At 41.5% G+C, this 14,388-nt stretch carries 5 protein-coding genes; all 5 read right to left on the bottom strand.

Going from position 1 to position 14,388, the window contains the following annotated elements:
- Positions 1-35: 35 nt before the first annotated feature.
- Genes ACFOSV_RS06580 through ACFOSV_RS06560 form a run of 5 tightly spaced genes read right to left on the bottom strand, consistent with a single transcriptional unit; the run spans position 36 to position 14,290 of the window.
- The gene (locus tag ACFOSV_RS06580; protein WP_377904628.1) at positions 36-7,070 is read right to left on the bottom strand and encodes an ATP-binding protein; all 7,035 of its coding nucleotides are present in this window, start codon (positions 7,068-7,070) and stop codon (positions 36-38) included.
- A 1-nt stretch (position 7,071) separates the two neighbouring features.
- Positions 7,072-7,329, bottom strand: a complete 258-nt coding sequence (locus tag ACFOSV_RS06575; RefSeq protein ID WP_377904627.1) for an ATP-binding protein — start codon at positions 7,327-7,329, stop codon at positions 7,072-7,074.
- A 12-nt stretch (positions 7,330-7,341) separates the two neighbouring features.
- Positions 7,342-9,027, bottom strand: coding sequence for an adenylate/guanylate cyclase domain-containing protein (locus ACFOSV_RS06570; protein WP_377904625.1), 1,686 nt, complete (start codon positions 9,025-9,027; stop codon positions 7,342-7,344).
- Between the two features lie 41 nt (positions 9,028-9,068).
- A complete protein-coding gene (locus tag ACFOSV_RS06565) occupies positions 9,069-9,449 on the bottom strand; it encodes a response regulator transcription factor (RefSeq protein ID WP_377904623.1) in 381 nt (126 codons plus the stop codon).
- A 41-nt stretch (positions 9,450-9,490) separates the two neighbouring features.
- Positions 9,491-14,290 carry a response regulator gene (locus tag ACFOSV_RS06560; RefSeq protein WP_377904621.1) on the bottom strand — a complete coding sequence of 1,600 codons (4,800 nt, stop codon included), beginning with the start codon at positions 14,288-14,290 and terminating at the stop codon, positions 9,491-9,493.
- Positions 14,291-14,388 lie beyond the last annotated feature (98 nt).

The raw sequence follows: 14,388 nt of genomic DNA, 5'->3' as shown, positions 1-14,388 counted from the left end.
ATTTCTAAATGAAATTCAGGCGACTTAGCCTCAATTTATTTGCCTTTCACTGGAAGAAATATAGAAAACATAGCTCCTCCATTTTCATGATTCTTTAAGCTCAATTTTCCTCCATGAGCTTTGATGATGTCATGAGTGATGCTGAGTCCCAATCCTGTTCCTTCAGTACCCTTTTTTGTGGTAAAGAATGGTTGCATGATTTTGTCTTGGAGCTCCTGTGGCACTCCATACCCATTATCCTGAAAGGTCAAATGAACCCCCTTTTTATCCCGTTCAGTTGTAGCAGTAAATTTTGGAAGGTAGCTCTTTGGGTCTTCATTTTTCAGTCTTTCGCGCATGGCGTCAAATGCATTGTTTGCGATGTTTAGAATCACCCTAGAAAAGTCTTCCATGACCAGATCGGCGCTACCAGCTTGCTCATCTAGCTTGAAATCTAATTCTACATTGATTGGGTTTTTACCAGCCCGCATGCCATGGAATGCTAGATTGACAAACTCATGGACAAGTGAATTGACCGAAACGCTATCTACCTTTCCTGCACTTCCTCGACTGTGCTGCAGCATGGATTTGACGATGCCATCGGCCCGAGTACCATGCTCAAAAACCTTATTTAGATTTCCTTTTACATCTTCGAGAATAGCACGGATTTCATCTGTGTGTTCTGAAGCAGGCATAAGATCTAACTCTTCAAATACCTCTTCGATTAGCTCGCGGCTTAAGTCAGAGAAGTTATTTACAAAGTTAAGTGGATTCTTGATCTCGTGAGCTATTCCTGCGGTTAGCTGGCCAAGACTTGCGAGTTTCTCCTGTTGGATCAGTTGTTCTTGAGCCGACTTCAATTCGGATAAGGCTTTTTCGGCTTTTTCGCGCGCCTTTTTTATTTCCACCAAATCCTGTGCTGCTTTCAGGGCGCTAGCTTCGGCTATTTTGAGATCACTAAATCGGGTGAAGGTAAGATTGAATGCATAGGCAAAGCGCTCGAGAATTTCTAAAGACTCTCTCGGTTGCTCGTCAGGCGAAGCCATTCCTATGAATCCCTTGGCAAAATAAGCGAGATATTGAATTCTTCGGGTCTGGTTTTTTCCATCCTTGAAGGGAATATTGAGGCTTGTGAGGTACTCGATGTATTCTTTAAGTTCTTTCCCTTGAATATCCACCACTGTAGATTTTTCCTTTCTTTTCCATCCATCGTACATTTTCTTGAAGGTGACATTATTCAGCAAGTCTGTGGTATATGCAGTACTGATTTTGCTACCATCCTCTTCTGTGGTCCAGAATTCTGTTTCACTGGAATTATCTTTTATAATTCCGATGTATAGACGGTTTGGTTCGATCCCTAGGTGGATCAATTGTTGGAAAAGGATGGCTGCCGTTTCGGCTAATTCATCCGATTTTTGCATGGCCAAAGTACGGCTTCGGACTCGCTCCAATGCAGTTTCAATTTGGGCTTCCCTTGCCTGAGCTTCTGCTTTTTTCAGGTCCAGGAATCTAGTGTACGTTTGATCAAAGACTTTCGTAAATCGCTTGAAAATGTCATGTGCATCAGGTACTTGTTCATAGGTGATGAACAGAATAAATCCCTGGTTGAATTTACATAGGTGATTAATCTGATAGGTCGGTAGCGAAAGTCCAAGCCTTTCAATTTCGTCAAAAGTGGGCTTCAGGTCCGGGAAGGATTTCATGTACTTATAATGATCCTCCAAGGCTTTACCTCCAAGTTCCTGAACTAACATCGTATCGTCACTCAGAATGAATTCTCTCATCTCATCAAAAGAAGCTTCTCCCCAAAGACGAAGCTGAAATGGGGTTTGAAGGGTGCCTTCACTACTCATGCAACAGGTGGCTGTTTTTTTATCCTTTGCTAGAATATTATACCCACAGCTCCATGCTGGGATACCTAGTGCCTGTATTTCCAAAAAAAGCAAATTTGCAACTTCGGGTAGTTCGGAACTGCTTTGCATACCCATAGTTCGACTACGGATTTTTTCTAATGCAGCCTCGACTTGAGCCTCCTTCGCCTGTGCCTCAGCTTTTTCAAGATCCAAAAAGCGCTGATAGGTGCGGCCAAATTCGCGGGCAAATCGGCTGACAATGCTTTTTTCTTCTTCGGTCGCTTTTCTAGAATGATTGAAACCAAGGTAGCCAAATTGGAAGTGGCCTTGCGCGGTAAATAAACCACCAGGGAAGTCTGTTGGATTTATTTTGTGTCCTTCTGGCAATGCGGCCATTACTTCGGACAGTAAATCCCATAGATAGGGCAGATCCTCCGGGGCGTAATCTATCGTATTGACAGAATTTGGTTCGCAGGTTTTCCATTGTTCGAAAGCCTGCTTCCAAGCCTCAATGGCATGAATGTCGATTAGTTGTTCTGCAACCACCCCATTATCAGCGGTGGTCGTCAGTCGAATACTGAAGGTTTCATTTTCTTCATCAAATAATGTAAGGTGTGTCAATACGGGATTGATCCCAAGAAGATCAAATTGATCGAAGAGCACACAGAGCACATCGGTAAGCTCATCAGTCTGATGCATGGCCATCGCTCTGGCACGGACCCGCTCCAGTGAGGCTTCAATTTGTGCTTCTCGGGCTTGTAATTGCGCCTTTTCAATATCTAGATATCGCTGGTATAAGCGACCAAACTCGCTTCCAAATCTGGCAAGTATTTTTTCTTCTTCTTCGGTGGCTTTTCTTGGCTGATTGATACCGAGGTATCCATATTTACAATTGGCTTGTGTGGTAAATAGACCTTTAGGAAAGTCTTCAGGAAAGATTTGGTATCCCTCCGGCAAGGCGGGAAAAATTCCATCAAATAGGTCCCACAAACCAGGAAGCGTGTCTGGTTTAAATTCCAGCCGTGTAATCGTATCAGGTTTTGCAGACTTGAAGGTTTCTGTGGCGTGAATCCATACAGGTGATGCGTCTAGGGCTACAACCTGTTCCACATCTACCCGTTTGCCTTCTCGACCAGTCATTCGATACGTAAAGGTGTTTTTTTCCAGATCAACCAAAGTGAGATGCGTCCACGCAGTTTCCACTCCCAAAAGATCTAATTGGGCAAACATTAAAGTTAAAACCTCACTTAGCTCATTTGGATGGTGCATGGCCATTGCCCTTGCCCTAATTCGCTCTAGAGATACTTCGATTTGAGCTTCTCTAGCTTGCTTTTGTGCTTTTTCTATATCTAAATAGCGCTGGTATAAACGCCCAAATTCACTCCCAAATCTGCCTAATATTTTTTTCTCTTCGTCTGTAGCTTTTCTTCTTTGATTGATTCCCAGGTATCCAAATTTGCAGTTTGCCTCGGTGGTATGAATACCATTGGGGAAGTCTTCCGGACTCATTTTTGACTCTTCTGGCAGAGAGGAGAAAATTCCGTCAAACAATTCCCAAACTCTCGGCAGGACCTCTGGCAAAAAGTGAATTTGAGTGACAGTTTCTGGATTTTGGGATTTGAACGTTTCTACGGTGTGGGACCAGCTATCCATTGCATCTAGTTGCACCACTTGTTCGGTGTGAACCGGTTTGCCATCCCTGCTTGTCATCCGATAGGTGAAAATGTTCTTGTCGAGATCAATTAAGGTCAAGTGAGTCCAGAGGGCATCTACTCCTAATTGACTCAATTGATCAAACATCAAGGCGAGCACCTCCGTCAATTCCTCTGGATCGTGCATAGCCATTGCTCGAGACCTGATTCGCTCTAATGCTACTTCGATTTGTGCTTCTCTGGACTGTTTTTCAGAACGTTCCAAATCCAGGAATCGCCGATAGGCTTGTTCGAATACGTTGGCAAAACGTTGAATTAATTGGATGATTTCTTCGCTAGGGGCGGTGTGATCGGTAGTGCCAAGGTATCCGTATTCAAAAAGGGCTGAGGTGATGAAGCGTTCTTTTAATTTTTGATCCTTTTTGAAGGGAATCCCTAGCACCTCGCTGCTATATGCAATCCAGTCGTTTAGTTTCTTTCCTTTCAAATCAAAAATCAGAACTTGTTTCTTTTCCTTCCAACCCTTGAATATCTCTTTGACGACCTCTGATTTCTTGGATGACATCAAGAATTTTGTACTGACCTTATGCCCTTCCTGATCGGTTAGCCAAACTTCGAGCAAATCACTCTCCTCATGAGGCATAACGATATTGAAGCGATCTGGTGTCTTGGTCAATTTGCTTATTTCCTCGAAAAGAATCTGGCATACATCCGATAGCTCATTAGAGCTGTGCATTGCCATCGATCTAGCACGTACCCGTTCCAGAGACAATTGGATTTTTGATTCTCGAGCTTGAGCCTCAGCTTTCTGAATGTCAAGGAATCGCTGGTAGACTCTGGTAAATTCCTGACAAAATCTGGAAAGTATATTTTTCTCTTCTTCAGTGGCAGGTCGCTGATGGTCGTAGCCTAAATAACCAAAAGGTGTGTAGCCAGCCATGGAATAGCCTCCTTCTGGGAAATACTCTATCTTCATTCTTTCCTCCTCCAGCATCGCATCAAAGGTTTTAGAAAATATTTCAAAAACCTGTGGAAGGACTTCCTTGGAATAAAAGATGACCTCTACCGAGTCAGATTGGTCATGGATAAACTTATCATAAAGCCCCTGCAACTCTACCATACTATCTACATGGACAACCTGTTTTTGAGGTTGTCTATGTCTTGATTTGCCGGAAGCTCTATAGGTGAGTGTTCTATTCTCCCGATCAAAAAGACTTAAGTATACATTCATAGGATGGATGCCTAGCTGGTCAAATTGTCGGAACAAAACGCTAAGTACTTCATGCAATTCGTCCGAGTTTTTCATAGCCATGGATCGAGCACGCACTCGCTCTAAGGCTAATTGAATTTCCGCTTCCCTAGCTTGGGCTTCTGCCTTCTTTAGATCCAAGAAGCGGGTGTAAGCTTGTTCAAAAACTTTGGTAAAGCGCTGGAGAATTGAGTGGTCTTCTTTAGTGATTTCGGTGTTCTTGGCAATTGCTAGGACTCCATATTTATGATTGCAGTCTAGGACCTCCATTCGATCCATTTTTTTCTTTTTCTGGATCTGATCAAAGCTTGGGTGGCCGGTCATTTTGCTCAGCTCCTGCATTATTTTGTCAACTTCTTTCTTTCCTTTCCAAGACAGGTAAGAAAATTTTTCTCCGGCTCTCCAGCTTTTGATAGAGGTGTCTTCAAACGGTGCTAAAGGAACGATTGCAGTGTAAGGTTCTTCAATCACCCCTTCAACTGGTGAAAACCAACAATTTGAAATCCCTTCGTCCAGAATAAAGATATTTATCCAGACCTGGTAGAATTCTAGCTTCAGTTCAGCAAACTGTGAAAAAAGTACGCTGACTACATTTGCTAGCTCGTCAGTTTTATTCATGGCCAAAGAAGCAGAACGTACCCGCTCAAGAGCGGTCTCTATTTGGGCTTCACGGGCTTGTGCTTCTGCTTTTTGAAGATCTAAGAAGCGAGTATAGGTTTGCTCAAAAACCTTCCCGAATCGATGTAGCAAATCTTCTTCTTCTTTAGTGGGCGGCTCAGAATGTGACTTGCTCAACATCCCAAATTTGTGATTGGCTTCTAAAAATTCTAATCGATCTAATTGAAGGGTTTTTTGACTATGGGTGAAATATTTGGACCCTGTCATCTCATCGCAAGCTTTGTAGAATTGATCCAGTTCTTTTTTACCCGAAATGGTCAAATAGGAAAAGGGCGCCCCTTCTAGCCAACTCTTGATGGTCGTTTTTTCGAAAGGGGCGGTAGGCATTTGAAAATGCTGAGGCTTGTCATAAATTCCTTCTATGGGAGAAAACCATGAATTAAAATAACCCTCCTCCAAGTGTAATATGGTGATCCAAGCCTGAGCAAACGCGACTTTTAATTCTTTTAATTGTTCAAAAAAAACGACAACTACCTTTGCTATGTCTTCTGTACTGTGCATAGCCAATGACGCGGAACGTACTCGCTCAAGAGCGGTTTCTATCTGTGCTTCACGGGTTTGTTTTTCTGCCTTTTGAAGATCCAAATATCGACGATATGCAAGCTGAAAAACTTTTGAAGAGCGATTAAGAAGGTTTCTTGAATGATCATCTGGTTCTTCATATGTAACCATCACTAATGCACCCCCATCAAAATCTGATATTGTCCAAAAAGCTTTCAAATCTTTAAGATTTGTATTCTCAATCTTCTTTTGAAGCATAGCATAGGCTTGTGGGGAATGAATCTTCATGGCATTGAGCCATTCCTGAGCCTTTTTACCCTCATTGACCAACACATAGTTCTGAAGACCCGATTTGTACTTCGACATCATATCCTCCACTATTTCAATTCCTGATTTTGGGAATTTGGCCATTCCTTGGAATAGAATATTCGCGTCTTCAGGTGAACGCATCGCTCCCCAGGATTCAAAATAATTTTCATCCTCTTCATAAAGATGAATCGCACAGACCTCAAGATCCTTTTGGCCTAAATGACCCATTTGCTTTCTTAATTCTAATGCTACGTCTGGTAATTCATCGGAGGAGCGCATTGCAAGGGCTCGAGCTCGTACCCGTTCCAAAGCCGACTCTATTTCCAAGTCGCGGTTTTTGGCTTTGAGCTCTGTAGTTCGTTCTTGAACTTCCTTCTCTAGTTGTTCCATCCTCTGATTCCATTCGTTCACATGCCATGGGTCATTTTCAGAGTCGGATGGGACAGAGCCATGCCAATGAATCACTTTCCAAGAATCATTGTCTAGACACTCTAAAACTGCCGACATTCTAAACGTAAACCTATTTTGAAAGTCCTTTCCCTTAACAGTTACATGAATCATTTCACTGATAAGAGCTGTATCCTCTTTATAGGAAATTCGTCTATGCAAAGGCTGACGTTCAAAATGAAAGTCTAGGTTTAAGTTTTTTGCTTGTTCAATTTGACGAGCAATAAGCCACTCCCAATCTGAAATTGATTTCACGAATTCATCAATCGTTGTACCCCAGCCCATTATATCATTCGCGATAAAATTTGATGCGGTACTATCTATTGGGATATGCATAAAGCACATATCCACAAACGTTTCGAAAGCTTCATTTAAGGCTTGTTCTTTTTCTTTGGTCATCATGCTAAGAAAGTGGGAGTGCTATAGTGAAAAGAGTTCCTTCTTGAGTGCTTTCGAACTGGGTAGTTCCACAATGGGCTTTTATTATATCATAGCTCAGACTCAAGCCCAACCTCGTTCCCGAGCCAGTTGGCTTGGTCGTAAAAAAGGGTTGAAAGATTTTCTCTTTAATGGAAGCGGAGATGCCGGAGCTGTTGTCCTGAATTATAGATATATGCTCTTTCCTTAATTCTGTATCAGGGATATTTTTACTTGACCTCATCTTAATTCAAGACTATTTATACAGCATTTCTTCCGCACCATTCCAATTTTTAGGAGCCCCTTCGGTGAGATATCTTTTTGCGTTTTTAAGAAATACCTTGACCGTATTATCTTCTGGATCTGACTTCAAAACTTTGTTGAAAAGGGTAATTGCATTTTCGAATTGCCTCTGCTGATAAAGTTCCATTGCCATATCGAAATCTCCCAGATTTTCTCTTCTCCTAAAACTGATATTTTCTTGTAAGCCATTCATACACTCTACTACACTGAGGACATTGTTTTTTCCTTTGAGAAGAACTTTGCCTAATCGGCGAAATGTTAAATTAGAAGTGTCTGGGATGCTTTTTACTGTGTCACCACTAAGGAGTAGAGGGGATTGATAGTATTTGGTTAAGCTTTCTATTCGCGAGGCTGTATTCACGGTATCACTGATTGTGGCCGCGTCGAGGCGGTGCTCGTCCCCGGTTATTCCCATAATCAATGGACCAGTATGCATTCCAATCCCAGCATTAATAATGGGAAGCCCTTGTTCTGCACGTTGCCAATTAAGTGTCCGAACTGCTCGCTGCATTTCGACGGAAGCCAAAACTGCGTCTTCTGGCCTATTTGGAAAAATGGCCATAATCGAATCACCTAAATATTGATTTATAAACCCATTATGTTGGCGAATAATAGGTCCAAGGATTTCATTGAATGAGGAGACAAATCTAAAATTCTCCTCAGGGCTCATTTGCTCTGAAAGTGTTGTGAAGTCTCGGATATCTGTAAAAAGGACCGTAACTATTTTTTCAACCTGATCACCCAGCCTTACATCAGTGATATTTTCCTTTCCTAACGAAGAAATAAATTCATTAGGAACAAATTTTTTGATGACTTCATTGATCCGTTGCATGGCTTCCTCTCTCATCTTTATCTCTGTAAGATTTTTCTCGAAAAGAAGGGCTGATTCAATTGCAGAGGAAGACTGCAAGGCGAGGGTGACTAACAGTTTTAGATGTGCCGCTGTAAATTGGTCAAGTTGAGTTCCAGCCAAAACAATAGCTCCCAAAATCCGATCTTTTCCCTTTAGGGTGGCATAGATTAAGCTAGTCACTTTTGAAGCCACCAGTCCCAGTTTTTTTATTTCTTCGATATCCGTGATAATTCCGGATTGCCCAGTATGCCCTATTTGAAGAAGAAAAGCCGTGTTTTTTGCCATCAATTCCGAATCAAACAAGTCATCTCCTGAGACGGCTGGGACTCCAAGTGTCTTATCCTGTTCATCCCAAAGGGTAATAATTCCGGCATCCGCTGGAATGGAATTGGTAGAATGGGCAAGTGTAATCTCTGCAATAGCATGTGTGGAAATAGCCTCGCCTAAGCTTTCGGCAAAGCCATAAATAATGTTGAGCTCTTGATAAAGGTGAAGGACTTCCGCTCCTAATTTTCTTTTTTCTGATTCTTTAGTAATCAGCATGTTTAGCACATCCCATACCTGATTGAGCACATTACTTTTGCTCCAGACACGTGCGACAATAGCATCTCCAGTAATCAAGGGAATACTCAATGAGTTATGTAAAAGGTCTGGGTTGCCATAAACTACTTTTCCAGAAGGATCGGAAATACAAATCTCGGTCTTATTATGAGTACACCAATTATCTAACCATAGCCTGAGTGTGTCTTCTTTCCTCAGAATAGCTTTAATTGAAATTTTTGCCATGGTTAATATTCAGTTTCTGTTTAGGCTATTTTAGTTATAGACTAAGGTAATTGGAGTACATCACGTGCTTTTTCTAGCAATAACTCTGGATCGAATGGCTTGGTCATATAAATATCTGCTCCTACATCAAGGCCTTTTTGGCGGTCAGATTCTTGACCTTTTGCCGTTAGCAAAACAATATAGATTTGGGATAGCCCCATTTCCTGTTTTACTCTTCGGCAAACTTCCATGCCGTTGAGTTTTGGCATCATCACATCCAAAAAAATGAGATCTGGTTTTTCTTCCTTTATAACTTCTAGGGCCATTTCTCCATTTTCTGCGGTATAAAACTCCACTCCTTCATCTTCTAGCTCTTCTAGTGACTGCTCTATGAGCATGCGGATGTGAGCTTCATCATCGACAATTAATATTTTTAGAGACATACAAAAATGTGGGTTAACATATTTAGTTTAAAAGATTTGATTTATTGGTAAATAAAGAATAATACGTTTTCTAGTCCCTTTTCAAAGCGAAGGGTTTGAATGATTTCATCATTTGATGAGAGAATTGAATTGAGGATAATAATATCTGGCAGGGTCTCTTTTGCCTTCTCCACAAGTTCTTTCCCGTCTGATTCTACCACTTGATAGCCTTTGGTCTGGAGAACATCTGTTAAGGTTCTGATCGCAGCTGAATCCTCATCCACGACCATCACTTTCTTTTTCGACTTCCCTTGATTTAGCAAATCGCTTATGTCTTCAAATAATTGATTGGTATCGATGGGCTTTGTTAAATACCTGTCTACACCAATTCTAAATCCTCTCGCTTTGTCCTGTACAATGGATAAAATGATAATTGGGATATCCATTGTCTGAGGGTCATTTTTCAGAATGGCTGCGACATCAAAACCATTAATCTCAGGCATCATGATATCAAGAATAACCAAATCGGGCCTATTCTCTCGAATGGATTCAATTGCCTCCTTTCCATTGCTGGCCTCTGAGGTGAGGTAACCAGCATCCGCCAATTCTTGGCTCAGTAAAGAGCGGATCGATTGTTCATCGTCTACAATTAAGATATGCGCATTTTTTTTGACAGACTTCAGCTTAGAGAAGACCATTTTGTTCTTCAATTGATCCACCAATTCGTTGAGATGAATCGGAGCTGCGTAATTTGTTTTACCTGCTGTACTTTTTATTGGCAAGGCAAAAGAAAAATTACTTCCTTCACCCACTTTGCTTTCAAGCCAAATCCTACCTCCATGATGCTCGATGATCTCCTTACAAATAGGAAGCCCTAATCCAGTTCCTTTCGGTTTGTCAGTGAGTGTATCCCCACCGATTTGTTTAAACTGTTCAAAAACAGCGGTAAAATCTTCTTGGGCAATCCCCATTCCTGTGTCAATAATGCTAGTTATGATTTCATTGCCCTGACGTTTAATTCGACAAGTCACCCCTCCTTTTTCTGTAAACTTTACAGCATTGGAAATAAGATTAATCACTACTTGAATCAACTTATTATTATCACCACTAATTCCGGGAAGATTTTTTTCAAAATCACGGGTTAGCTTGAGTTTATTTGATCCAAAAAGAGAATTTGTGGCGGCGATAGCCCGTTCAACAACTTCTGGAAGATGAACCTCTTCTTCACTCCAATCCATCTTTCCGGCCTCAATTTTTGCAAGATCAAGGACATCATTGATTAGTGTGGTGAGACGTTCTCCCTCAGAAATGACAACATTGAGATTTTGAGACACTTGGCTTAAAGCCCTTCCAGTTTTCGGGTCTTTCTGATCTACTAGTGGGAATATTTTTTCTTCGAGTCTCTTTTGTATGATTTTAGCAAAACCCAATACCGAGGTCAGCGGGGTCCGTAGCTCATGGCTTACTGTGGAAAGAAACGCACTCTTAGCCTCATTGGCTTGTTCTGCAGCTTGTTTTGAAGCCACCACTTCTTCAAATAGTTGAGCTTTATTGATGGCTACTCCAACAGAAGAGGCGATAGTTGACAATAAGCTGGAATCACTCTCATCGAAGCGGTTTTCTAGCTCAGTACTTTGAACACTAAGTACACCAATCGCTTTTTCACCCTGAAATATTGGTACTCCCAGATAAGATGCAGAGGGCATTCCAAGGTGACTTGCACCCATCGCAACTGTCATTTCCTCCACATCTCGATTAATAAGCAAAGGTTTTCCAGAGTTTAATATCTTGGACGTTAGGCCTTCTCCAAGTTTCTGCGGAGGCATTTCATCTCCATAACGATAAGGAAAATTGATCATAGCACTTGACTCATCTAAAAGGGCCAAGTAGACAATATTGGCATTAAATAATTCTTTCATTTGATCCCCAACCAAATGAATGATTTCATCAAGGGAAAGCTGCGATGCAAGGGCCTGCGTAACTCGATTCACAGCTGACAATTCGTTGGCTTGTTGTTTTGATTCCTCAAGTAGTCGGTTAGTCTCATCGAATAGCCGAGTGTTTTCTAGTGCCACACCCATGCTGTTGGTGATTGTAACCAAGAGGTTCACTTCGGCGTCACTGAATGCTCTTTCATGGTCTAGGTTTTGAAGGCTGACGGATCCACGTACCGTCTGTCCGATGATGATTGGTACAAAAACAGCCGATTTGGGAGTGTGTCCCATTGTGAATCCTTTACTTCCAAATTTTTGGGCTGTACTGGTATAGTTTTCGTTAATGACAAGCGGTTTTTTGGACTCAATGATCTGTTGGTTCGCCCAATTTATTGGACGTGGGTCACTATATTGTCTCACATCCCGTTCGATGGAATAATGCCAAATTTCTTGATGAGTGCTGTGATCAAAGGAGCGTAGGACTACAGTTTGGGTATCAAATAACTCGTTCAGTTTTTCACCAACTAATTCATAGATTCCTTCCGTGTGAATCTCTTTAACCAACCCATTTTGCACCCCATTCAATACAGCAAGTTCAGAGACCCGTTGACTCAGTTCTTGAGTCCTGTCTGCCACAGTTTTTTCTAGTAATTCCTGTTTCTCACGAAGTTGACTCAGTCTCCATTTCAGAATCAAACGAACTAAAATTATGACTGCCAGGGCGTAAATCAAGTATGCCCACCAGGTATTATACCAAGGAGGGGTGATAGAAAAAGTATAAGATGCCTCTTCGCTTATATCATTAAAGACATTTTTCGCACGAACTCGGAAGGTGTAGGTGCCTGGTGAAAGATTGGTGTATTCTTTATACACACTTCTATTCCAATCTGACCAGTCAGATTCAAATCCCTCTAAGAATGTCTGATAAGTAGTTCTTTGTTCTTGCTGGTAAAATTGCGCGGCGTAAGTAAAGCGCACAGAGTTTTGTGAATAGGATAAATCCTGATCAGCTTCTTTTTTTAGATGATTCAAGGTGTCTGAACCAGCATAGATTGCTCTCATCATCACTGGAAAGTCTTCCTTGGATACAGAAGAGATGGAGCGATCATATCGAAGCAAACCCTGGCCACTTCCCAGCCACAAGATTCCATCATCTTCAGAATAGAGTCCGTTTACACTTGGCCAAGGATAATCGTTGAAGAGGTTTTCTTCTAAGGTATAGGTGTTGTTTGGTCCAGGGATGGCTAGTCTTAGCCTATTGCCAATAGTAATCCAAACTTGACCTTGGGAGTCCTCTATCATAAAAAAGCCTTCAGAAAGACCCAGGTTATCTGGGATCATCCCAAATCGGTCATCTGGGACTATGGACTCTTTTGCTGGATCATAGCGTAAGGATGCCCCGAAGGAAGGGAAAAAGATTTCACCAGCAATTGCACCCAAATATCCAGGAGAATTAACCAAACCTTCTTCAATACCAAACTCCTTGATTTTAAAGTCACTGACTATTGGGAGGTCATTTTCATCATAGGCAGGCGTAATTCGGTAGGCCATATTTGTTTGAGTTCCTCCCCAAAGGGTTCCATCCTCACTTTCGGCTATGGTCCAAATCGTGTTGGACATTCCCTCCAAATCGGCAAATTTTTCCCAGAAATTTCCTTTTCTAGCGTAAATTCTTAATCCACCTGGGATGGATATATATAAAAGGTTTGGATGGCTAGGTGAGATCATCAGATCCTGACCCCCACTTGTATTCGGGTCAATCGGAATAATTTTGCCATCTCGGATCAACGAGAAGACTTCTCCTGGGACAATTAAATCATCTCCATCTACTATCAGATTCCAAATCTGGATATTACCAATTTCAGGAATTGGGACAAATTTTTTCGTTTTCTGGTCATATTTATAAAGACCAATAGAAGAGCTCACGTACAATTGTCCGCCAGCTCGAGTAATTGCATAAATGGTTGAGTTTATGCCTTGATTTTTGGTAAAAGTACTGATCGGAGAATTGAGTTCTAGCTTTGAAATCCCGTTGTCTAACCCAACCCAAACAGTTTGGTCTTGGTCTACAAAGACCGAATACACCGAAGGATCTTGAAGACCTTGATCAGCAGAAAGGATATTTAGTAATTTTCCTTCTTGGCTGACGACCGCAAGACCCATTCCAATCATTGAAGCTACTAGATTGCCATTGGGTAGAAGAGCACTTTTGTAAAGTAAATTAGTTCCAGTATATGCATTAAGCTCACTGTCAAAAATCTCGAACTTTTCACCATCGTACTTGTAAAACTCTTGGTAAAAGCGACCCGTTAAAAACTGCTTTTGGCCAGTTTCGGGATTGTCTACGTGTTCTACTAAAGTGAAAAGACGGTCTCCTGCAACCACTTCACTTCCATCTATGAATTCAAGTTCCCCATCGACCATCTTATAAAGACCTTGTTCTATGTCATGGACTATATATTCCCCGTGAATCATATAACCATGTGAAAAGGTGCCTTGAGCAGGATATGTCTTGAGATCAAATTCTTCTTGATCTAAGTCATAATCTAAGCGAAAAATATATTCTCTTGCCTGAAAATAAAGGTACTTTCCGTCAAATTGGACAGACCAAAACTCTTCGAAATCGCGCTTGTCTTCTGGAATAAGATACTTTAAAGACTCAATTACACGATTGCCAAATTTGTTTCTCTTGAGGTAGCCGAAGCTTCCTCCGGCCACATAAAATATGACTCCATTATCATCCTTTACCAGTCCTCTGGTAGAGGCGCCAGTAGGGTAATCAGGATTTCGGATTTGTCGCCAATTGATCCCATCGAATTCCATGATTTCTGTAGATGTCCCAAAATACATCATTTGGTCATCACTTTGAATGATTGACCAAACCTGCCCATTTCCTCCGTATTCTGAGGTAGGGTAATTGGTAATCAAAGGAACTCCAATTTCTGCACTAGGTTGAGAAAAGGACTGGCTTGAATACAAAAGCAGAACCCCTAAAAACCAATACAACGAATTCCTCTTTGTGATGT

The sequence above is a fragment of the Algoriphagus namhaensis genome (genome assembly GCF_042649705.1).
Taxonomy (GTDB): Bacteria; Bacteroidota; Bacteroidia; order Cytophagales; family Cyclobacteriaceae; genus Algoriphagus; species Algoriphagus namhaensis.
The sequence above is the reverse complement of the archived record's forward strand: the minus strand, read 5'-3'. Positions and strand labels throughout refer to the sequence as shown.

Bases quoted from the DNA above. Each gene is read 5' to 3' on its own strand.
- ACFOSV_RS06570 (WP_377904625.1), bottom strand. From the start codon at position 9,027: ATGGCAAAAATTTCAATTAAAGCTATTCTGAGGAAAGAAGACACACTC.
- ACFOSV_RS06575 (WP_377904627.1), bottom strand. From the start codon at position 7,329: ATGAGGTCAAGTAAAAATATCCCTGATACAGAATTAAGGAAAGAGCAT.
- ACFOSV_RS06565 (WP_377904623.1), bottom strand. From the start codon at position 9,449: ATGTCTCTAAAAATATTAATTGTCGATGATGAAGCTCACATCCGCATG.
- ACFOSV_RS06580 (WP_377904628.1), bottom strand. From the start codon at position 7,070: ATGATGACCAAAGAAAAAGAACAAGCCTTAAATGAAGCTTTCGAAACG.